Origin of the sequence: Aminobacter ciceronei, assembly GCF_014138625.1 — a bacterium.
In the GTDB taxonomy this organism is placed as follows: domain Bacteria; phylum Pseudomonadota; class Alphaproteobacteria; order Rhizobiales; family Rhizobiaceae; genus Aminobacter; species Aminobacter ciceronei.
On the sequence record NZ_JACJHY010000063.1, the window covers coordinates 1 to 17,074 of the forward strand.

At 63.4% G+C, this 17,074-nt stretch carries 23 protein-coding genes; 12 read left to right on the forward strand and 11 right to left on the reverse strand.

Translation table 11 applies throughout. From position 1 onward, the window contains the following. Window positions 1-137 precede the first annotated feature (137 nt). Both secB and HNQ95_RS32210 read right to left on the reverse strand, forming a co-directional pair. Window positions 138-632, reverse strand: a complete 495-nt coding sequence (secB, locus tag HNQ95_RS32205; RefSeq protein ID WP_067955790.1) for a protein-export chaperone SecB — start codon at window positions 630-632, stop codon at window positions 138-140. 111 nt (window positions 633-743) lie between these two features. Then, window positions 744-1,217 carry an FxsA family protein gene (locus HNQ95_RS32210; RefSeq protein WP_067965892.1) on the reverse strand — a complete coding sequence of 158 codons (474 nt, stop codon included), beginning with the start codon at window positions 1,215-1,217 and terminating at the stop codon, window positions 744-746. Between the two features lie 216 nt (window positions 1,218-1,433). On the opposite strand from HNQ95_RS32210, the gene HNQ95_RS32215 reads away from it, so the two are divergent. From HNQ95_RS32215 to HNQ95_RS32230, 4 genes are read left to right on the forward strand one after another with little or no spacing between them, the layout of a single operon-like run. Continuing rightward, window positions 1,434-2,144: a Tim44/TimA family putative adaptor protein gene (locus tag HNQ95_RS32215; RefSeq protein ID WP_067955788.1), complete on the forward strand. Its 711-nt coding sequence runs from the start codon at window positions 1,434-1,436 to the stop codon at window positions 2,142-2,144. A gap of 22 nt (window positions 2,145-2,166) precedes the next feature. Continuing rightward, window positions 2,167-3,273, forward strand: coding sequence for a murein transglycosylase A (gene mltA, locus HNQ95_RS32220; protein ID WP_067955787.1), 1,107 nt, complete (start codon window positions 2,167-2,169; stop codon window positions 3,271-3,273). After that, a complete protein-coding gene (locus tag HNQ95_RS32225) occupies window positions 3,270-3,818 on the forward strand; it encodes a Smr/MutS family protein (RefSeq protein WP_067955785.1) in 549 nt (182 codons plus the stop codon). The genes mltA and HNQ95_RS32225 overlap by 4 nt, the downstream gene beginning before the upstream one ends. Further along, a complete protein-coding gene (locus HNQ95_RS32230) occupies window positions 3,815-4,189 on the forward strand; it encodes a helix-turn-helix domain-containing protein (protein WP_067955783.1) in 375 nt (124 codons plus the stop codon). Before HNQ95_RS32225 ends, HNQ95_RS32230 begins: the two co-directional genes overlap by 4 nt. A gap of 6 nt (window positions 4,190-4,195) precedes the next feature. Here the strand turns inward: HNQ95_RS32230 and HNQ95_RS32235 are convergent, their stop codons facing one another. From HNQ95_RS32235 to hslV, 6 genes are all read right to left on the reverse strand, one after another. Further along, window positions 4,196-5,155 carry a DUF1402 family protein gene (locus HNQ95_RS32235; protein ID WP_067955781.1) on the reverse strand — a complete coding sequence of 320 codons (960 nt, stop codon included), beginning with the start codon at window positions 5,153-5,155 and terminating at the stop codon, window positions 4,196-4,198. A 173-nt stretch (window positions 5,156-5,328) separates the two neighbouring features. Then, on the reverse strand, window positions 5,329-6,636 hold the full coding sequence (gene hslU / locus HNQ95_RS32240) for an ATP-dependent protease ATPase subunit HslU (protein WP_067955779.1): 1,308 nt from the start codon (window positions 6,634-6,636) through the stop codon (window positions 5,329-5,331). A gap of 29 nt (window positions 6,637-6,665) precedes the next feature. Beyond that, window positions 6,666-7,727 carry a hypothetical protein gene (locus HNQ95_RS32245; protein WP_182576159.1) on the reverse strand — a complete coding sequence of 354 codons (1,062 nt, stop codon included), beginning with the start codon at window positions 7,725-7,727 and terminating at the stop codon, window positions 6,666-6,668. Continuing rightward, window positions 7,724-8,230: a GNAT family N-acetyltransferase gene (locus HNQ95_RS32250; RefSeq protein ID WP_182576158.1), complete on the reverse strand. Its 507-nt coding sequence runs from the start codon at window positions 8,228-8,230 to the stop codon at window positions 7,724-7,726. The genes HNQ95_RS32245 and HNQ95_RS32250 overlap by 4 nt, the downstream gene beginning before the upstream one ends. Before the next feature lie 9 nt (window positions 8,231-8,239). Further along, window positions 8,240-9,349: a glycosyltransferase gene (locus HNQ95_RS32255; protein WP_182576157.1), complete on the reverse strand. Its 1,110-nt coding sequence runs from the start codon at window positions 9,347-9,349 to the stop codon at window positions 8,240-8,242. Further along, complete coding sequence (gene hslV / locus HNQ95_RS32260) at window positions 9,346-9,894, reverse strand: ATP-dependent protease subunit HslV (protein WP_067955773.1); 549 nt, start codon at window positions 9,892-9,894, stop codon at window positions 9,346-9,348. The genes HNQ95_RS32255 and hslV overlap by 4 nt, the downstream gene beginning before the upstream one ends. 192 nt (window positions 9,895-10,086) lie before the next feature. On the opposite strand from hslV, the gene hisB reads away from it, so the two are divergent. From hisB to coaA, 8 genes are all read left to right on the forward strand, one after another. After that, window positions 10,087-10,686 carry an imidazoleglycerol-phosphate dehydratase HisB gene (gene hisB / locus HNQ95_RS32265; RefSeq protein ID WP_067955771.1) on the forward strand — a complete coding sequence of 200 codons (600 nt, stop codon included), beginning with the start codon at window positions 10,087-10,089 and terminating at the stop codon, window positions 10,684-10,686. Window positions 10,687-10,688: 2 nt separating this feature from the next. Then, complete coding sequence (locus HNQ95_RS32270) at window positions 10,689-11,171, forward strand: DUF2628 domain-containing protein (protein WP_067955769.1); 483 nt, start codon at window positions 10,689-10,691, stop codon at window positions 11,169-11,171. Window position 11,172: 1 nt separating this feature from the next. Beyond that, window positions 11,173-11,823 (forward strand): imidazole glycerol phosphate synthase subunit HisH, encoded by a 651-nt coding sequence (hisH, locus tag HNQ95_RS32275; RefSeq protein WP_067955767.1) that lies wholly within the window; start codon window positions 11,173-11,175, stop codon window positions 11,821-11,823. Then, window positions 11,820-12,113, forward strand: coding sequence for a DUF1330 domain-containing protein (locus tag HNQ95_RS32280; RefSeq protein ID WP_182576156.1), 294 nt, complete (start codon window positions 11,820-11,822; stop codon window positions 12,111-12,113). Before hisH ends, HNQ95_RS32280 begins: the two co-directional genes overlap by 4 nt. 2 nt (window positions 12,114-12,115) lie before the next feature. Further along, window positions 12,116-12,880, forward strand: coding sequence for a 1-(5-phosphoribosyl)-5-[(5-phosphoribosylamino)methylideneamino]imidazole-4-carboxamide isomerase (gene hisA, locus HNQ95_RS32285; RefSeq protein ID WP_182576155.1), 765 nt, complete (start codon window positions 12,116-12,118; stop codon window positions 12,878-12,880). After that, window positions 12,877-13,662 carry an imidazole glycerol phosphate synthase subunit HisF gene (gene hisF, locus HNQ95_RS32290; RefSeq protein WP_154385277.1) on the forward strand — a complete coding sequence of 262 codons (786 nt, stop codon included), beginning with the start codon at window positions 12,877-12,879 and terminating at the stop codon, window positions 13,660-13,662. Before hisA ends, hisF begins: the two co-directional genes overlap by 4 nt. Before the next feature lie 121 nt (window positions 13,663-13,783). Beyond that, a complete protein-coding gene (locus HNQ95_RS32295) occupies window positions 13,784-14,110 on the forward strand; it encodes a phosphoribosyl-ATP diphosphatase (RefSeq protein WP_067965889.1) in 327 nt (108 codons plus the stop codon). A 29-nt stretch (window positions 14,111-14,139) separates the two neighbouring features. Next, the gene (gene coaA, locus HNQ95_RS32300; RefSeq protein ID WP_067965886.1) at window positions 14,140-15,102 is read left to right on the forward strand and encodes a type I pantothenate kinase; all 963 of its coding nucleotides are present in this window, start codon (window positions 14,140-14,142) and stop codon (window positions 15,100-15,102) included. Between the two features lie 12 nt (window positions 15,103-15,114). Here the strand turns inward: coaA and HNQ95_RS32305 are convergent, their stop codons facing one another. The 3 genes from HNQ95_RS32305 to arfB form a co-directional block, all read right to left on the reverse strand. Continuing rightward, window positions 15,115-15,738 carry an alpha-ketoglutarate-dependent dioxygenase AlkB family protein gene (locus tag HNQ95_RS32305; RefSeq protein ID WP_182576154.1) on the reverse strand — a complete coding sequence of 208 codons (624 nt, stop codon included), beginning with the start codon at window positions 15,736-15,738 and terminating at the stop codon, window positions 15,115-15,117. Between the two features lie 99 nt (window positions 15,739-15,837). Next, entirely contained in the window at window positions 15,838-16,353 is a 516-nt protein-coding gene (lysM, locus tag HNQ95_RS32310) for a peptidoglycan-binding protein LysM (protein WP_067955760.1), read from the reverse strand. Between the two features lie 140 nt (window positions 16,354-16,493). Then, a complete protein-coding gene (gene arfB, locus HNQ95_RS32315) occupies window positions 16,494-16,931 on the reverse strand; it encodes an alternative ribosome rescue aminoacyl-tRNA hydrolase ArfB (protein WP_154385275.1) in 438 nt (145 codons plus the stop codon). Between the last annotated feature and the right edge of the window lie 143 nt (window positions 16,932-17,074).

Genomic DNA, 17,074 nt, shown 5'->3' on the forward strand with positions numbered 1-17,074 from the left:
CTGAAACTGAAAGGGCTGGCCCCTGTGCAATACAGGACCCAGCCCTTAAATCTACCAGCTCAATGAACCGTCCAACTTTACGGGGTCAGTTCACTGAGGCCGGGCTTTTGATTGATGACGCTTGAAGGCGTGGGGTCTTAGCTGACCTTGACCTTGGAAGCGGCCTGTTCCTCGGCGATCTTCTGCTGGAACATCTGGGCGAAATCGATCGGGTCGAGCATCAGCGGCGGGAAGCCGCCGTTGCGGGTCGCTTCGGCGATGATCTGACGAGCGAACGGGAACAGCAGGCGCGGGCACTCGATGAAGAGCAGCGGCAGCATGTGCTCCTGCGGAAAGCCGTCGATGCGGAACACGCCGCCATAGACCAACTCGACGTTGAACAGCACGTCCTTGTCGAAGGCAGCCTTCGCACTCAACGTCAGGTTGACGTCGAACTGCTTGTCCGTCATCGGGTTGGCGTTGACGTTGACGTTGATGTTGATGCCGGGAGCCTTGTCGCGGCCGCGCAGCGAATTCGGAGCGCCGGGGCTTTCAAAGGAAAGATCCTTCACATACTGCGCCAGCACATTGAGTGTGGGCTGCTGTGCATTACCGTTGCCGTTGGCGCCTTCCGGCGCTTCATTCGTGGCCATTAGCCCATGTCCTCTTGGCTTGGCCGCGATGCGGCCCGGATTGGAATCCGCGGTTCGCTAGCATGCTCGGCATGCCAAGACAAGGTTTTGCCGGCGTCGGAAGCTCGCCGACTACTCGTCGCGGATGGAGCGCCACGGCGAATTCGGGTCCGGCTGGCGTGTGAAGTCGTCCTCGTCGAGGTCGATGGTCTTGCCTCCTGCCGGGCCGCCGCGGCGCGCAAAGCCGCCGAAATCGGTGCTGAAACGCACCCGCTTGCTCAGAAAGCGCCAAGCCAGCGCCCGCACCGGCGGCAGGAACAGCAGGATGCCGATGATGTCGCTGATGAAGCCTGGGATCAAAAGCAGGATGCCGGCCAGAACGATCATCGCGCCATTGGCCAGTTCCTTGGACGGATCGCGGCCGGCGTCCATCTCCTTGCGGATCCGGGTCATGACGCCGAAACCCTGGACGCGCAGCAGGATCGAGCCGACGATGCCGCTGAGCAGGATCAGGCCGATGGTCGCAAGCACGCCGATTTCGCTGCCGACCACCACAAAGCCGGCAATCTCGAGCAAAGGCAGGGCAAGGAGCAGGAGGGGCAGCATGAAGAGCGTCGATCCGTCCGGTTTGAGTTGACGTGACAGCCAGATGCGGTCACAGGCATAGTGCATACATCTTTAGATAGGGTGCTGCGCCTTTAATTTGAATGATCGGCGCATGCGTTCTATATGCAAGGGCTACGGGCGCGGCACAGATGCGGCGCCGGCGAATGGCACATAAGCTGGCTTCGGCCGCGAACAAGGGACGGATCGGCGGAAGATATGGAATTCTTCGATTTCGGCACGATTTTCTTTCTGATCGCAGCGGTGGTGATCTTTTTCCAGCTGCGCAACGTGCTTGGACGCCGTACGGGCAATGAACGTCCGCCCTTCGATCCCTACACCGCGGCCCGCAGCAAGCCGCAGGACGCCAATGGCAAGCCGGAGAACGTCGTGTCGCTGCCACAGCGCAAGCGCGCTCCGGGCGAGGCAGCCGACGAGGCCTATGTCGCCATCGACGCGTTTGCCAAGCCGGGCACCGAGCTGAACAAGGGCCTGCGTGCCATCAAGGACGCCGACGCCTCCTTCGAACCCAAGGGCTTCGTCGACGGCGCCAAGATGGCTTACGAGATGATCGTCATGGCCTATGCCGATGGCGACCGCAAAACGCTCAAGAATCTTCTGTCGCGTGAAGTCTTCGACGGCTTCGTCGCCGCCATCGCCGACCGCGAGGGCCGTTCGGAGAAGATCCAGTCCTCCTTCGTCGGCATCGACAAGGCCGACATCGTGTCGGCTGAAATGAAGGGTGGTGAGGCTCATGTCACGCTGCGCATCGTCTCGGAGTTGATTTCGGCGACCCGCGACAAGGCCGGCGAGGTCATCGACGGCGATCCGGAGACAGTGGCCGAGGTCAAGGACGTCTGGACCTTTGCCCGCGACACCCGCTCGCGTGACCCGAACTGGAAGCTCGTCGCGACCGAGGAAGAAGACTGATCGCGCGCGGCGGGCGAAGCCCGTGCTGCTCTCGCCCGCATTCACCCAGGTCGGCTTTGGCGACCTGCCCGCCTGGTATGATGATGACCAGCTGGCCGCCTTCGAGGCTTTTCGCCGTTCTGCCTTCCACGTCCTGACCAAAGCCTACCGCAGCGGCGCCCTCGGCGTCGCCTCCGACGCTTTTGGCCCCGCTTACGCGGAGGCCCGCGAAAGACCGGCCGTCAATCGCGCTGACGCCCGCGCTTTCTTCGAGCGCCACTTCCAGCCTGCCCTCGTCGCACCCGAAGGTCGCGACCATGGCCTCGTCACCGGCTTTTACGAACCAGACGTCGAGGCGTCTCCTGTTCGCACCGACACGTTTGCCGTGCCGCTTTTGTCGCGCCCGGCTGATCTTGTCGATGTCGAGGACACCAATCGCCCCGTCGGCATGGACCCTTATCTTGCTTTCGCCAGGCAGACCCCGGACGGGCTGATCGAGTATTTCGACCGCCCAACGATCGAACAGGGTGCGCTCGCCGGCCAGGGCCTGGAGATCGCCTGGGTCGCCGATCCGGTCGATGCGTTCTTTATCCACGTCCAGGGTGCCGCCCGGCTGAACATGCCCGATGGGTCGCTGCGTCGTGTGACCTATGCCGCGAAATCCGGCCAGCGGTTCACCGGTCCGGGCGGAATTCTCGCCAGGATCGGCGAAATACCGCTTGAGAAGGTGACGATGCAGTCGATCCGGGCCTGGTTCAAGGCCAATCCTGACCGCGTCGACGAGATCCTTTGGCAGAACCGGTCCTACATCTTCTTCCGGCACGCCGAAGTCGAGAACGCCGCACTTGGCCCGGTCGCCGCGGCGAAAGTCCCCTTGACGCCTGGCCGGTCAGTCGCCGTCGACCGTCTGCTGCACACCTTCGGCACGCCGTTTTACATCGCCGCTCCCGGCCTGACTGCCTTCGGTGGCAAGCCATTTGCCCGACTGATGATTGCCCAGGATACCGGCTCGGCCATCACCGGCCCGGCGCGCGGTGACCTGTTTGCCGGTTCCGGCTTCGACGCGGGCGAGATCGCCGGCGTGGTCCGCAACGACGCCGATTTCTTTGCGCTTCTGCCGAAATCCCTGCTCGCCGTGGGCCAGCGATGAGCACGCGTCGGGATCGTAAGCTCAGCGACGAGGAGCGTGTGCTGTGGAACGTCATCGCCCGCACCGCCTCGCCGCTCAAGGGCAAAAGAGCGGTTGAAATCCCCGAGGTTGCCAAGGTCGAGGCGCCGAAGGCCGAGCCCATGCCGGTAAAAATCGCCGCCGAGCAGTCTGCGCCGGCGCCAGCGAAGGCGCCGAAACGGCAGTATGTCGCCCATTCGCTCGACGTTCCGACACGCGACAAGCTTTCCAAGGGCCGCCTGCCGATCGAGGGCCGGGTCGACCTCCACGGCATGACCCAGGACGAGGCCTATTCGCTGCTCTATGCCTTCCTGAGCCGGGCGCATGCCGGCGGCCTGCGCTATGTTCTGGTCATCACCGGCAAGGGCAATTCGAAGGGCGGCGACGGCGTGCTGAAGCGCATGGTACCGGCCTGGCTCGACACCGCGCCGTTCCGAATGCTGATTTCGAGCCAGGACCATGCCGAGCGCCACCATGGCGGCTCCGGCGCGCTCTACATCAGGATCAGGCGGAGGCTCGGTGCATGACGCCGCTCGGCGAACGCATCCGCGAACTCCGGCGCGAACGCGGCGTCAGCCAGAAGGACATGGCCGCCAGCATCGGCGTCAGCGCCGCCTATCTCTCGGCGCTCGAGCACGGCCATCGTGGTGTGCCGACCTGGGCGATGATCCAGAAGATCATCGGCTACTTCAACGTCATCTGGGATGATGCCGAGGAATTGCAGAAGCTGGCAGAGGGCTCGCATCCACGGGTGGTAGTCGACACGGCGGGATTGTCACCGGCAGCAACCGAGCTTGCCAACCTGATGGCCGAAGCGATCGACGAACTGAATGATGTCGAACTGGCGGCACTGAATGCGCAGGTCCGCGAGGCGATCGCGCGCAAGAAACGCAGATAGTTTTTCCTAGAACAGCGCCTGCAGCTCGCTGAGGCGGTCGTTGACCAGCCAGCCGTAATAGTTTTCTTCGGGCAGCTTCGCCGGTTCGCCTGCGGCCTGGCGTCGCTCATTTTCGGCTTTCAGCGCGTAGGCGCGGGCCTCAGGACTGCCGACATTGTAGAGCGTCGCCGTCAGCCCCGGATTCTGCGAAATGTCGAAGCCGGCGATGTTCCTGTAGGCGTCGATCGACGTCTTCAGCGTCGCGGCGACGTAAGGCAGCGTCAAGTCGGGATCCATGATCGTCTTGTAGACGGCATTCGGATCTTTCTCGTCGAGCCTGGGCAGGCCGGATACAGTGTGGACCTCGTCGCTCATCTGCAGTGCGGTCAGCGGGTTGAGCTGGCCGATGCCGAAAGTCTGGCCGGCATAGAAGGGCTGGAAGAATGTGGCGCTGAAGCGGTCATTGGGGAAGCTGGTGCCGCCGACCGTCTTGCCGCGGAAATGCTGGTTCCAGACGCGCTCGCGGCATTCCCACAATTCGTAGCTGCCGGACTTGCCGGCGCAGTCGGCGAATTCCGGCCGTTTGATGAAGTCGGAGATGTCCTCGCCTTCATAGGCGAAGCGCAGCTTGCTGGAGAGATAGGAGACCGCCTTGACGTAATAGGTCTGCAGCCGGTCATAGGCGTCGACATTGTAGGTATGCTCGCCGACGATGGCGCCGACGATATGCATCGGGTCGATGCCGTAAGCCCGCGCCACGGTCTTGATCTTGCCGCGCAAATCGGCGTCGTTCTGCAGCAGCGCATAGACCTTGCGGTATTTGGCGTCGAAGGTGGTCTTGCCGGCCTTGGTGCGCTTGGACGAGGCACCCGGCACATCGGGCTGTTCGGCATGCACGTTGCCGGCCGCGACGACGGTCGCCGCTGATGCTTGCGGAACGGCGAAGGCCGCCGCCAGGAGAAATGCCGAGAAGAATACGCGCTTCATGTGCTGCTGTTTGCCCAAGCTTTGTCAGGGCAAACTAGGAAATGCCCTCGGCTTAGTCGAGAATATTGTCTCCGGTGTCAGGCGAAAGCTGGCCGGCTGGAACCATTCGGCCACATCTACCGCAGCTGCCGCAAGGAATGGCCGGCCCGTTTGGCGCGCCGGCCGAACCAGGCCTAGAGGATGAAGCGCGACAGGTCGGTGTTCCTCGAGAGGTCGCCGACATGCTTCTGCACATAGGCGCCGTCGATCTTCACTGTCGTGCCGTTACGATCCGGCGCGTCGTAGGAGATCTCGTCGAGCACGCGCTCCATCACCGTCTGCAGGCGCCGGGCGCCGATGTTCTCGACGCTGGCGTTGAGATCGACGGCGATGCCGGCGAGCGCATCGATGGCGTCGTCGGTGAACTCGAGGTTGACGCCTTCGGTCTGCATCAAGGCGATATACTGCTTGATCAGGCTGGCTTCCGTCTCCGTCAGGATGCGGCGGAAGTCGTCCTTCTCCAGCGCACGGAGCTCGACGCGGATCGGCAGGCGGCCTTGCAGTTCCGGCAGAAGGTCCGACGGCTTGGAGACGTGGAAGGCACCCGAAGCGATGAACAGGATGTGGTCGGTCTTCACCTGGCCGTACTTGGTCGCAACCGTCGTGCCTTCGACGAGCGGCAGCAGATCCCGCTGCACGCCTTCACGTGACGGACCGCCATGGACGTCACCGCGTGCGATCTTGTCGATTTCGTCGAGGAACACGATACCTTCGTTCTCGGTCACTTCGAGCGCCCGGCGAACCACCTCGTCCTGGTCGAGCAGCTTGTCGGACTCGTCGCCGATCAGAAGCGCGTAGGATTCCTTGACGGTGATCTTGCGCGACTTGGTGCGCTGGCCGCCCATCGCCTTCTGCAGCATGTCATTGATGTTGAGCACTCCGACATTGCCGCCGGGCATGCCGGGGATGTCGAAGCTCGGCATGCCGCCGGTGCCGGTGTCGGCGACCTGGACCTCGATCTCCTTGTCGTCGAGTTCGCCGTCGCGCAGCTTCTTGCGGAACGAGTCGCGGGTGGCGGGGCTCGCCGTCTTGCCGACGAGGGCCTCGAGCACGCGTTCCTCGGCGTTGACGTGGGCGCGCGCCTTGACGTCTTCACGCATCTTTTCGCGCACCAGGCCGATGGCGATTTCGACCAGGTCGCGGATGATCTGCTCGACGTCGCGGCCGACATAGCCGACCTCGGTGAACTTGGTCGCCTCGACCTTGACGAAGGGCGCACCTGCCAGCTTGGCCAGACGGCGCGAGATCTCGGTCTTGCCGACGCCGGTAGGTCCGATCATCAGGATGTTCTTGGGCATGACCTCTTCGCGCATCTGGCCTTCCAGCTGCTGGCGGCGCCACCGGTTGCGCAGGGCAATCGCCACGGCGCGCTTGGCGTCCTTCTGGCCGATGATGAAGCGGTCGAGTTCGGAAACGATCTCACGGGGGGAGAATGTGGACATGTGGATACTCTCGGATACTCAGTTGGGGCTTATGTATGGGCTGGAAGCCGGTGCGCAAGGGCGCCGGGCAGCAGTGACAGAATGGCCCGCCGCAACGCATGCCAGCCGGCGCTGAGCAGCAGCACCAGCGCGCCGAGCACCAGCATCGTCAACGGCACGACGCTGTCCGACAGCCCTGCCTTCACGACCAGCGCGCCGAAGGCAAAGCCGGCATAAGACAGGCCGGAAACAAGGATGGCGCGCCTGTCGACGACGAGCGCGACCAACGCCAGTCCGACGAAGATCGCAAGGATGCTCCAGGCCGAGACGACGTCGGAACCGCCGTCTCCAACCAGGCCGCTGATCAGCGGGTGTACGATCAGCGGTGCGGCCAGCATGTGCAGCCAGAACGCTATGTCGGTACGACGTGTCTGGCGCTGCGGGTCGCTCAGGTCGAAGCGCATAGCGAGCGTGAACACAGCGAGCCCGCAAGCCAGCAGCAACGGCTTGGCCGCTTGTTCGGCGAAATCGGGAACGATCATGAAAAGAACCCCGACGGCCGAGGCGACAAGGGAGGCTACGCCGGCTGCGATCGTCACCGGCACCCGGAAACGCCGGTAGTGCAATGCGGTTGCCACAGCGGTCACAAGCCCGGCGATGACGATCGGCAGGCCGCCATGGTTGCCGAGCCCCAGTCCGAAGCCGAGGCTCGGGTTGAAGGCTTCGGCGACTGTGAAAAACACCGCCCCGGCATAGACAAGAAGCAACACGATGCTGGGCAGCGCCATGCGCTGCCGGCGGGTGAAGTATTCGGCCAGAAGCCAGCTCGCCACGGCGATGACGGCGAACATGCCGGCATTGCCAACTGCGTTGCCGGAGAAGTAGCCGAGGGCGCCGAGGAAAAGTCCGAGGCCAATGGTCACGAAGATGTCGGAGAAGCCGCTGATGAAGCGGAACTTCTCGTCATCATGCGGTTCCGCCTCCCTCACCTGTGCCCTAGCCTGTTCCAGCTCGCGCAGGCCTTGCGCCTGTTCGGCCGTCACCAATCCGCTGTCGACCGCTGTTCGCAGTACACCTGGCGATATGGCGAGCATTTCCTGCGCACTGCTCATGCGTCGAAATCCTCTTGGTCGGCATCGCGCGCCATCAACAGCGCCGGCCCATATTCAGAGGTCCGCGTGTCGAACGCCACAAAGCCGGCCTTCTCATAGGCCCGGATCGCCCGCTTGTTGTCGGGGTGCGGGTCGATGATCACGCGTGGCACGCCTTCCTCGAACAGTTCCTCGACGAACTGGGCGAGGATCGCCGAACCATGGCCCTTGCCGACCAGTCCCGGCACGCCGATCGTCAGGTCGACGCCGAGCGTGCCAAAGGGCTGGTCCTGGTAAGGATGGTCGTCCTCCATGTGCGGATCGTAGCTCTGGAGGTAGCCGATCGGCTTGCCGTCCAGCTCAATGATCAGCGGTTCGACCGAGATGCTGTCGATGTGCTCCTTGATCAGAGCGATCTCGGTCTCGGGATCGTCCCACCACTCGGCGACATGCGGCTCGGCGAGCCACTCGGCGAGGATATCAAGGTCATCCAGCTCGACGGATCGGAATGTGTAGGACGTCATACAAACCCCTTACTTCAATGCATTCGTCTGATGGAGAAGCATCCAGGCAATAAAACTTGCTTGCACTGCCTGCAGGACTACAAGCGCGACAAGCCCGTATTTCAAACGCCGCTCGCGCCTGCGACGCTTCCTGCCGTCGGCAAAATCCATGTCGTCCTGAAGGAATTTTGCGGTGTCCGGCCCCATCCACGAGGCGATGTTGGCTTCGGCCGTGGCCAGGCGTGCCCGCCAATCACGCACCAGCGCGACATGCTCGACGGGCGTCAGCCGCTCTGTCCAGAGCTCGTCGAGTGGGGCGAGCACCGGGTCGCGCGGCGAAACGGGAGCGGGTACCCAGGGCTTCGAGGGCGTGTAGTGCACGATCCTGATCGCCTGGTCCTGGGCCTGCGCGCGCACGAGCGCATGAGCTCGCAGGAAGTTGAGCCCCTGCGGCAGCTGCCGCCAGTTGGGAAAGAAGGCGTTGAGGATGCCTTGGTCGCCGTCCCCCACCGAAAGCTCCGGCAGCCGTTGAAAGAGCCCGCGACTGATTTCGGCGGATGGCGTGAAGGCGAAGACACCCGCGTTGAAGGCGGGTGTCTTGTAGTTGATGAAGAGATCGGGCACCGCTGCGAAGCCCTCACCGTCGAAGAGATCGTCGATGGGCTGAAGCACGAGGCAGTCTGCGTCGATGAAGGCGACGCGCGCAGGCCGGGTCAGCGAAAAGACCCATAGCTTGCTGAGCGTCACCGCGAGATGCTGCGCATCGGCAGGGAAGGCGTGGCCGAGGCGCACCAATGGGGGCACCTCAAGGAATGCCACGTCGTCGGCCTCGACATCGGGTACGAAATCACCCTGCGTAAGGACAAGAATGGGGACGTCGCTGACCGTCCGCAGCGAGCGAACAAGCGCGGACAGGCCCATTGCGAAGTCCGGCGTAGCCAGCGTCACGAACAGCCTGTCGTAGCCGCGGCTGGCGAGCCACCCGGCGACGACCGCATCGATCGCTTGCCCAACCCGCTCGCATGCCGAGAAGTTACGGTCGTCGACCGGCGCAAGATCGAACCGGTCAGGTAGTCGCAGTGCCCTGCGCTGCGGAGGCAGGGTCGCGCCCGCGGAGCAGGTTGCGGCGCCCGTGCTCATGCCGCGTCGAGCGTCTCAACCACGAAACTATGGTTGGTGTAGACGCAGATGTCGGCGGCGATCTGCATCGCCTTGCGGGCGATCTCCTCGGCGTCCTTGTCGGTGTCCATCAGCGCACGCGCCGCGGCGAGCGCGTAATTGCCGCCCGAGCCGATGGCCATCACGCCGAATTCCGGTTCCAGCACGTCGCCGGTACCGGTCAGCGCCAGCGACACGTTCTTGTCGGCCACCAGCATCATCGCTTCGAGGCGGCGCAGATAGCGGTCGGTGCGCCAGTCCTTGGCCAGTTCCACGCAGGCGCGGGTCAGTTGGTCAGGATATTGCTCGAGCTTGGCTTCAAGCCTTTCGAGAAGCGTAAAGGCATCGGCGGTGGCGCCGGCAAATCCGGCGATCACATTGCCCTTGCCGAGACGGCGGACCTTGCGGGCGTTGCCCTTCATGATGGTCTGGCCGAGGCTGACCTGGCCGTCGCCGGCGATGACAACCTTGTTGCCCTTGCGCACGGTCACGATCGTCGTGGCGTGCATGCTCTGTTCATTGGACATATGTTGCTCCGATGGCGCGCGGCCCCTGTTTGGCGGCTTGCGCGTTACGAGTGGAAGTTGGCGTCTTATGTATGACGCGGCGCAAGGATTGCAAATCGTCACGCCGCATCACGAAATGCCCTTTCGCGGCGATTGGCAACTGGCCGAACATGCTGTTATTAGCATCTCGTTTTTGAGGACAAGGATCCGCCAATGGCCCCCCGTTCCGCCGAAGTCAGCCGCAAGACCAAGGAAACCGAGATTTCGGTTTCGGTCCATGTCGACGGCACCGGCCGTTCGGAGATGGCAACCGGCGTCGGCTTCTTCGACCATATGCTCGACCAGCTCTCCAGGCATTCGCTTATCGACATGAAGGTCTCAGCCAAGGGCGACCTGCATATCGACGATCACCACACCGTCGAGGATTGTGGCATCGCCATCGGTCAGGCGCTGTCCAAGGCGCTCGGCGACCGCCGCGGCATCATGCGCTATGCCTCGATCGACCTTGCCATGGACGAGACGCTGACGCGCGCCGCCATCGACGTGTCGGGCCGCCCGTTCCTGGTCTGGAACGTCAATTTCTCGGCGCCCAAGATCGGAACCTTCGACACCGAGCTGGTGCGCGAATTCTTCCAGGCGCTGGCTCAGAACGCCGGCATCACCCTGCACGTCACCAACCATTACGGCGCCAACAACCATCACATCGCCGAAACCTGCTTCAAGGCCGTGGCGCGCGCGCTGCGCATGGCCCTTGAAAGCGATCCGCGCCAGCCTGACGCAGTACCCTCGACCAAGGGCAGCCTGAAGGGATAGCCATGGCCATCCATGTCGTCATGGAGCCGCCTGCCTCGGCAGGAAAAACCGCTTCGGAAGGCGCCGTCTTCGTCCGTGACGGCTTCTATTTCTTCGGATTCATCGCCCCGCTGTTGTGGATGCTGTGGCATCGGCTCTGGGTGCTGGCGGCGCTGACCTTCGCGGTCACGCTTGCACTGGGTGCCGTCGGCGAATGGACCGAGCTGATCGCGGCCGTGCCGCTGCTGTCGCTGCTCATCTCGCTCTATGTCGGCCTCGAAGGCGGTGCGCTCAGGGTCGCCGCCCTTCGCCGCGCCGGTTGGCATCAGTGGGGCGTGATCGAGGCCGACACCATCGAGGACGCCGAGATACGCTACCTCTATGCGGCCGACGACGACGCTGATGAAACCCAGCCGACGCCCGTTACCATCGCCCCCGCCGCGTCGCCGCGCCCACAGCCATCGGGTGCGGCGCTCGGCCTCCTGCACTATCCCGGAAGACACTGACATGCGCGTCGCCATCATCGACTACGGTTCGGGCAATCTCCGCTCGGCAACCAAGGCCTTCGAACGCGCCGCCCGCGAGGCCGGCATTACGGCTGAGATCGAACTGACCGCCGATGCCGATCGCGTGCGTTCGGCCGACCGCATCGTGCTTCCCGGCGTCGGCGCCTATGCCGATTGTGCCCGGGGCCTGCGCGCCGTCGACGGCATGTGGGAAGCGGTCGAGGAGGTCGCCATCCGCAAGGCGCATCCCTTCCTCGGCATCTGCGTCGGCATGCAGCTGATGTCGGAGCGCGGGCTCGAAAAGACCGTCACCGAGGGCTTCGGCTGGATATCAGGCGACGTGAAGGAGATCACGCCGACTGACCCGACGCTGAAGATTCCGCAGATCGGCTGGAACACGATTCACGTGAAACACGACCACCCGGTGTTCAAGGACATCGCCACCGGGCCGCAAGGGCTGCACGCCTATTTCGTGCACTCCTACCATCTCGACGCCAGCAAGGAGAAAGAAGTGCTGGCCACCGCCGATTATGGCGGCCGGGTTACCGCGGCGGTTGCGCGCGACAATCTTGTCGGCACCCAGTTTCATCCCGAAAAAAGCCAGGCGCTTGGCCTCGGCCTGATTGCCAATTTCTTGAGGTGGAAGCCATGACGACCAAGAAGGCCTACTGGATGGCGATGATCGAGATCACCGACCCCGAGGCCTATCCGGCCTACATCGCCGCAAACCTTGCGGCGATCGCCCCCTATGGCGCCAAGCTTCTGGTGCGCGGCGGCCAGTACGACCAGCCCGAAGGCCCGACCGGCAACCGCCATGTCCTGGTCGAGTTCGAATCCTACGAGCAGGCGATCGCCTGCTACCACTCACCCGCATACCAGGAGGTGGTGAAGCTTCGCCACGCCGCCTCCGTCGGCAAGTTCGTCATCGTCGAAGGCGTCTGAGCATGATCCTTTTCCCTGCCATCGACCTCAAGGATGGCCAGTGCGTGCGCCTCAAGCTCGGCGACATGGACCAGGCCACCGTCTACAACGACGATCCCGGCGCCCAGGCAAAAGCCTTCGAGGACCAGGGTTTCGAGTGGCTGCACGTCGTCGACCTCAACGGCGCCTTCGCCGGTGAGAGCGTCAACGGTTCGGCCGTCGAGGCGATCCTCAAGGCCACGAAGAACCCGGTGCAGCTCGGTGGCGGCATCCGTTCGCTCGCCCATATCGAGAGGTGGTTGGACAAGGGCCTCGCCCGTGTCATCCTCGGCACCGTTGCCGTGCGCGACCCCGAGCTGGTCAAGGAAGCCTGCAAAAAGTTCCCCGGCAAGGTTGCCGTCGGCATCGACGCCAAGGGCGGCAAGGTTGCCGTCGAGGGCTGGGCCGAAGCTTCAAGCCTCGGTGTCGTCGAGCTGGCGAAGAAGTTCGAGGGCGCCGGCGTCGCCGCCATCATCTACACCGACATCGACCGTGACGGCGTTTTGGCCGGCATCAACTGGGATTCGACCATCGACCTCGCCGAGGCGGTCTCGATCCCGGTCATCGCCTCGGGCGGTCTCGCCTCGCTGGCCGATATCGTCCGCATGACCATGCCCGACGCGAAAAAGCTCGAAGGTGCCATCTCCGGCCGCGCGCTGTATGACGGCCGAATCGACCCGGCCCAGGCGCTGGCCATTCTGCGCGGCACGCTCAAGCCCGAGCCGGGCCTTTTCGAGGAACGGAAATGACCCTTAAAGCTCGCGTTATTCCGTGTCTGGACGTGAAAGACGGCCGCGTCGTCAAGGGCGTCAACTTCGTCGACCTGATCGATGCCGGTGATCCGGTCGAGGCTGCCAAGGCCTATGACGCCGCCGGCGCCGACGAACTCTGTTTCCTCGATATTACCGCCTCATCCGACAACCGCGAGACCATCTTCGACGTCATCGCCCGCACTGCCGAGCAGTGCTTCATGCCGCTGACCGTCGGCGGCGGCGTGCGCCAGGTTGCCGACATCCGCAAGCTGCTGCTCGCCGGCGCCGACAAGGTGTCGATCAACACGGCGGCTGTGAAGAACCCGTCCTTTGTCGCCGAGGCCGCCGACAAGTTCGGCAACCAGTGCATTGTCGTCGCCATCGACGCCAAGAAGGTGTCCGAGGCTGACGAAGCCGACCGTTGGGAGATCTTCACCCATGGCGGCCGCGAGCGTACCGGCATCGACGCCGTCGAGTTTGCCCGCAAGGTCGTGGATCTTGGCGCCGGTGAGATCCTGCTCACCTCGATGGACCGCGACGGCACCAAGATCGGTTATGACATTGCGCTGACCCGCGCGGTGGCGGATGCGGTGCGTGCGCCGGTCATCGCCTCGGGCGGCGTCGGCAACCTTGACCACATGGTCGCGGGCATCCGCGATGGCCACGCCACGGCGGTGCTGGCCGCTTCGATCTTCCATTTCGGCACCTACACCATTGCCGAGGCCAAGGCGCACATGGCAAAAGCGGGCTTGCCGATGCGGCTGGACCCCATTGGCTGACTGGCATGATCCCGAAAAGTGGGGACTGGTTTTCGGAAAAGATCATGCGACAACAAAATGATAGAACATGTTCCGGCTCGGCTCTTCGGAATGGAACATGTTCTGGACTGCCGAGGCCACAATGACCGGATTTTCCCTTTCCGACCTGGAAGAGATCGTCGCCGAGCGTGCCCGCTCGGGCGATGCCAGTTCCTGGACCGCCAAGCTCTACCAGTCGGGCATGGAGCGAGCGGCCAAGAAGCTGGGCGAGGAGGCGGTTGAAACAGTCATCGCCGCGGTCAAGGGCGACGCCGCCGGGCTCGTTTCGGAAAGTGCCGATCTCCTTTATCATTGGCTCGTCGTGCTGGCCGTCGCCGGCATTCCGATGGCTGAGGTGATGGCCGAACTGGAGCGGCGCACCTCGCAGTCCGGAATTGCCGAAAAGGCCTCGCGCAAGAACGAAGGCTGACCTTGGTCGGCCGCCGCAGGGAACAGTCGATGGATCAACTCGCACCGACGGACAAATACTCCCCCTACTGGTTCTTCTCCGCCGAGCATTGGGCGGGTTTCGGCGTCGACATGTCGATGACACTGACCGCCGACGAGGTCAGGCGGCTGAGCTCCATGTACGAGCCGATCGACCTCGACGAGGTCAGGCGCATCTATCTGTCACTGTCGCGCCTGCTCTCGGCCCATGTCGAGACCAGCCAGCAGCTCTTCCGCCAACGCCAGCGCTTCTTCAACTCGGAGAAGAAGGGCACCAAGACGCCCTTCATCATCGGCATGGCCGGCTCGGTCGCCGTCGGCAAGTCGACGACGGCACGTATCCTGAAAGAGCTGCTCACCCGTTGGCCGTCGAGTCCGAAGGTCGACCTGGTGACGACGGACGGCTTCCTTCATCCCAACGAGGTGCTGCGCCGCGACAATCTGATGGAGCGCAAGGGTTTTCCCGACAGTTACGATGTCGGCGCTCTGTTGCGTTTCCTCTCGGCCATCAAGTCGGGGCAGCCCAATGTCCGCGCGCCGGTCTATTCGCACCTGACCTATGACGTCATGCCCGGTGAGTTCGTCACCGTCGATCGGCCCGACATCCTGATCTTCGAGGGCATCAACGTGCTGCAGCCGCGCGAACTGCCCAAGGATGGCAAGTTCGTGCCCTTCGTCTCCGATTTCTTCGATTTCTCTATCTATATCGACGCCGACGAACAGATCATCCACGAGTGGTACATCGAACGCTTCATGCGCCTGCGCGAGACGGCTTTCCGCAATCCGCAGTCCTTCTTCCATCGTTATTCGCAGCTGTCGGAAGATGCCGCACGTGCCATCGCCGAAGGGCTCTGGGCCAACATCAACCTGAAGAACCTGCGCGAAAACATCCTGCCGACGCGTCCGCGCGCCGACCTGATCCTCAAGAAGGGTGCCGGCCATCTGGTTGAGGAAGTGGCGATCCGCAAGCTCTGAGAGTTCGGCCGCTTACGCCGCAGCCGGCTTGGTCACGCGTCTTAGCGTCAGGTTGATACGGCCACCCTGCTTCAGCAGGGCCGAGGTCATCGGATAGATGCGGTCGACGCCGTGGAAGGCCAACCGCCCCTCCCCGCCCAGCACCACCACGTCACCGCTCTCGAGCCGGAACGACACCGTTCGGTCGTCGCGCCTGACACCGCCGACGCGGAACAGGCAAGCGTCACCCAAAGATACAGAGACGACAGGCGCTTCGAATTCGCGCTCGTCACGATCCTGGTGCAGCCCCATCTTGGCCGCGTCGGTGTAGAAATTGACGAGGCAGGCTTCCGGCGGATGCGGGTAGCCCGAAACCTCGCGCCACAGCGCAAGCAAGGCCTCGGGGATCGGCGGCCATGCTTCGCCCGTCACCGGGTGTTCCGGCTGGTAGCGATAGCCGCGCTCCTTGTCGGTGACCCAGCCGAGCGAACCACAATTGGTCATGCGCACGCTCATTTCCTTGCCGGTCCTGGGCATGGCGGGCGTGTAGAGCGGTGCGGCCTTCACCACCTCACGGATGCTTTCGACCAGTCCTTCCTGCACCTCGCGGGTGAGAAAGCCTGGCATGTGGCGGACGCCTTTGGGCAATACGAGCACGTCTAAGCTGCCTTGTTCGATCTGGCCGTCCAGGATGCCAGCTGAAACGCAAAACGGCGACCCGAAAGCCGCCGTTCGCATGAACCGAGTGTCTTCGGCTCAGGCCGTCGCGATATCGGGGATACGCAGTACCTGGCCGGGATAGATCTTGTCGGGGTGCGTCAGCATCGGCTTGTTGGCCTCGAAGATGACGGTGTATTTCGACGCCTTGCCCTTGCCGTACTGGGCTTCGGCGATCTTCGACAGGTTGTCGCCCTTCTTGACGGTGTAGAACACCGGCGCCTTGGCAGGCGTGGATGCCTTGACCAGCTCCGTCATGTCGACAGTGCCGTCGAGCTTGAGGCCGGAGTCGGGCGCAACGACCTTGAGCTCGTCTGCCTGCACCTTGGAAACGCCAAGCGTGTTGCCGACGGCGATGACCGCTTTTTCGAAGATCGACTGGTCCTTGACCACGCCGGTCAGCACGGCGGTGTCGCCCTTGACCACGACCTGCACGTTGTCGGTGCCGAGCTTGTGCGAATCGAGCTCTTTCTTCAGCGTATCGGCGCTCGGCGCCTCGTCATCCCCGAAACCAAGCTTCTTGCCGACATTCTTGACGAAATCGAACATGCCCATTCGTGGTCTCCCTTGCTGTGGCAGTCGCCGAAACTTGGCATCTGCGGGAGCAAATTGGAAGCGGCAACCGAAGGCTGTGTCCCAGGGCAATCCCGAGGACGTGCGAAACGCCCTGCCGTCGGCCGTCGGGCTAAAGAGGCCTAGTCGCCGTCGACCCGCCCGCGCAACTTCTTGACTGTCGAGCGGCCGGACTTGGTCTTCAGCCTGCGCTCGACCGAACCCTTTGTCGGCTTGGTCTTCTTGCGCGGCGGCGGTGGCGGCTCGGCCGCCTTGGCGACAAGCGCCGTCAGCCTGGCGCGCGCATCGGCGCGGTTCTGTTCCTGCGTCCGATAGCGCCCGGCTTCGATGACGATGACGCCGTCCTTGGTCGCCTTCTGCCCGGCGAGCTTGATGATCCGTTCGCGCACGCGCTCGGGCAGCCCCGGTGCGTTGGCGGCGTCGAAGCGCAGCTGCACGGCTGTCGCCACCTTATTGACGTTCTGGCCACCCGGCCCCGAGGAGCGGATGAAGTTCTCCTCGAGGTCGTCGGGATGGATGACCACGTCATTGGCGATGAAAATCTTGGCGTCGGCGCTCATGCGTGAAGTCATGCCGTGCCTTTGCGCAAAAGAAAAGGCCCGGCACTTTGAACTGACCCCCGAAAGTTGGACACAACCTTCGGGGGTTTTGCATGTCCAAACACAGTGCGCGTTTCAAGCGCTCGGTTGTCGATAGCTATTTG

What these genes read in the sequence shown, in the direction of transcription:
- HNQ95_RS32215 (WP_067955788.1), top strand. Translation starts at nt 1,434, where the DNA reads ATGGAATTCTTCGATTTCGGCACGATTTTCTTTCTGATCGCAGCGGTG.
- coaA (WP_067965886.1), top strand. Translation starts at nt 14,140, where the DNA reads ATGGATCAACTCGCACCGACGGACAAATACTCCCCCTACTGGTTCTTC.
- HNQ95_RS32280 (WP_182576156.1), top strand. Translation starts at nt 11,820, where the DNA reads ATGACGACCAAGAAGGCCTACTGGATGGCGATGATCGAGATCACCGAC.
- HNQ95_RS32235 (WP_067955781.1), bottom strand. Translation starts at nt 5,155, where the DNA reads ATGAAGCGCGTATTCTTCTCGGCATTTCTCCTGGCGGCGGCCTTCGCC.
- HNQ95_RS32250 (WP_182576158.1), bottom strand. Translation starts at nt 8,230, where the DNA reads ATGACGTCCTACACATTCCGATCCGTCGAGCTGGATGACCTTGATATC.
- HNQ95_RS32230 (WP_067955783.1), top strand. Translation starts at nt 3,815, where the DNA reads ATGACGCCGCTCGGCGAACGCATCCGCGAACTCCGGCGCGAACGCGGC.
- lysM (WP_067955760.1), bottom strand. Translation starts at nt 16,353, where the DNA reads ATGGGCATGTTCGATTTCGTCAAGAATGTCGGCAAGAAGCTTGGTTTC.
- HNQ95_RS32245 (WP_182576159.1), bottom strand. Translation starts at nt 7,727, where the DNA reads ATGAGCAGTGCGCAGGAAATGCTCGCCATATCGCCAGGTGTACTGCGA.
- arfB (WP_154385275.1), bottom strand. Translation starts at nt 16,931, where the DNA reads ATGAGCGCCGACGCCAAGATTTTCATCGCCAATGACGTGGTCATCCAT.
- hslU (WP_067955779.1), bottom strand. Translation starts at nt 6,636, where the DNA reads ATGTCCACATTCTCCCCCCGTGAGATCGTTTCCGAACTCGACCGCTTC.
- hisH (WP_067955767.1), top strand. Translation starts at nt 11,173, where the DNA reads ATGCGCGTCGCCATCATCGACTACGGTTCGGGCAATCTCCGCTCGGCA.
- hslV (WP_067955773.1), bottom strand. Translation starts at nt 9,894, where the DNA reads ATGTCCAATGAACAGAGCATGCACGCCACGACGATCGTGACCGTGCGC.
- secB (WP_067955790.1), bottom strand. Translation starts at nt 632, where the DNA reads ATGGCCACGAATGAAGCGCCGGAAGGCGCCAACGGCAACGGTAATGCA.
- HNQ95_RS32295 (WP_067965889.1), top strand. Translation starts at nt 13,784, where the DNA reads ATGACCGGATTTTCCCTTTCCGACCTGGAAGAGATCGTCGCCGAGCGT.
- HNQ95_RS32210 (WP_067965892.1), bottom strand. Translation starts at nt 1,217, where the DNA reads ATGCTGCCCCTCCTGCTCCTTGCCCTGCCTTTGCTCGAGATTGCCGGC.
- HNQ95_RS32270 (WP_067955769.1), top strand. Translation starts at nt 10,689, where the DNA reads ATGGCCATCCATGTCGTCATGGAGCCGCCTGCCTCGGCAGGAAAAACC.
- hisF (WP_154385277.1), top strand. Translation starts at nt 12,877, where the DNA reads ATGACCCTTAAAGCTCGCGTTATTCCGTGTCTGGACGTGAAAGACGGC.
- hisA (WP_182576155.1), top strand. Translation starts at nt 12,116, where the DNA reads ATGATCCTTTTCCCTGCCATCGACCTCAAGGATGGCCAGTGCGTGCGC.
- HNQ95_RS32255 (WP_182576157.1), bottom strand. Translation starts at nt 9,349, where the DNA reads ATGAGCACGGGCGCCGCAACCTGCTCCGCGGGCGCGACCCTGCCTCCG.
- hisB (WP_067955771.1), top strand. Translation starts at nt 10,087, where the DNA reads ATGGCCCCCCGTTCCGCCGAAGTCAGCCGCAAGACCAAGGAAACCGAG.
- HNQ95_RS32225 (WP_067955785.1), top strand. Translation starts at nt 3,270, where the DNA reads ATGAGCACGCGTCGGGATCGTAAGCTCAGCGACGAGGAGCGTGTGCTG.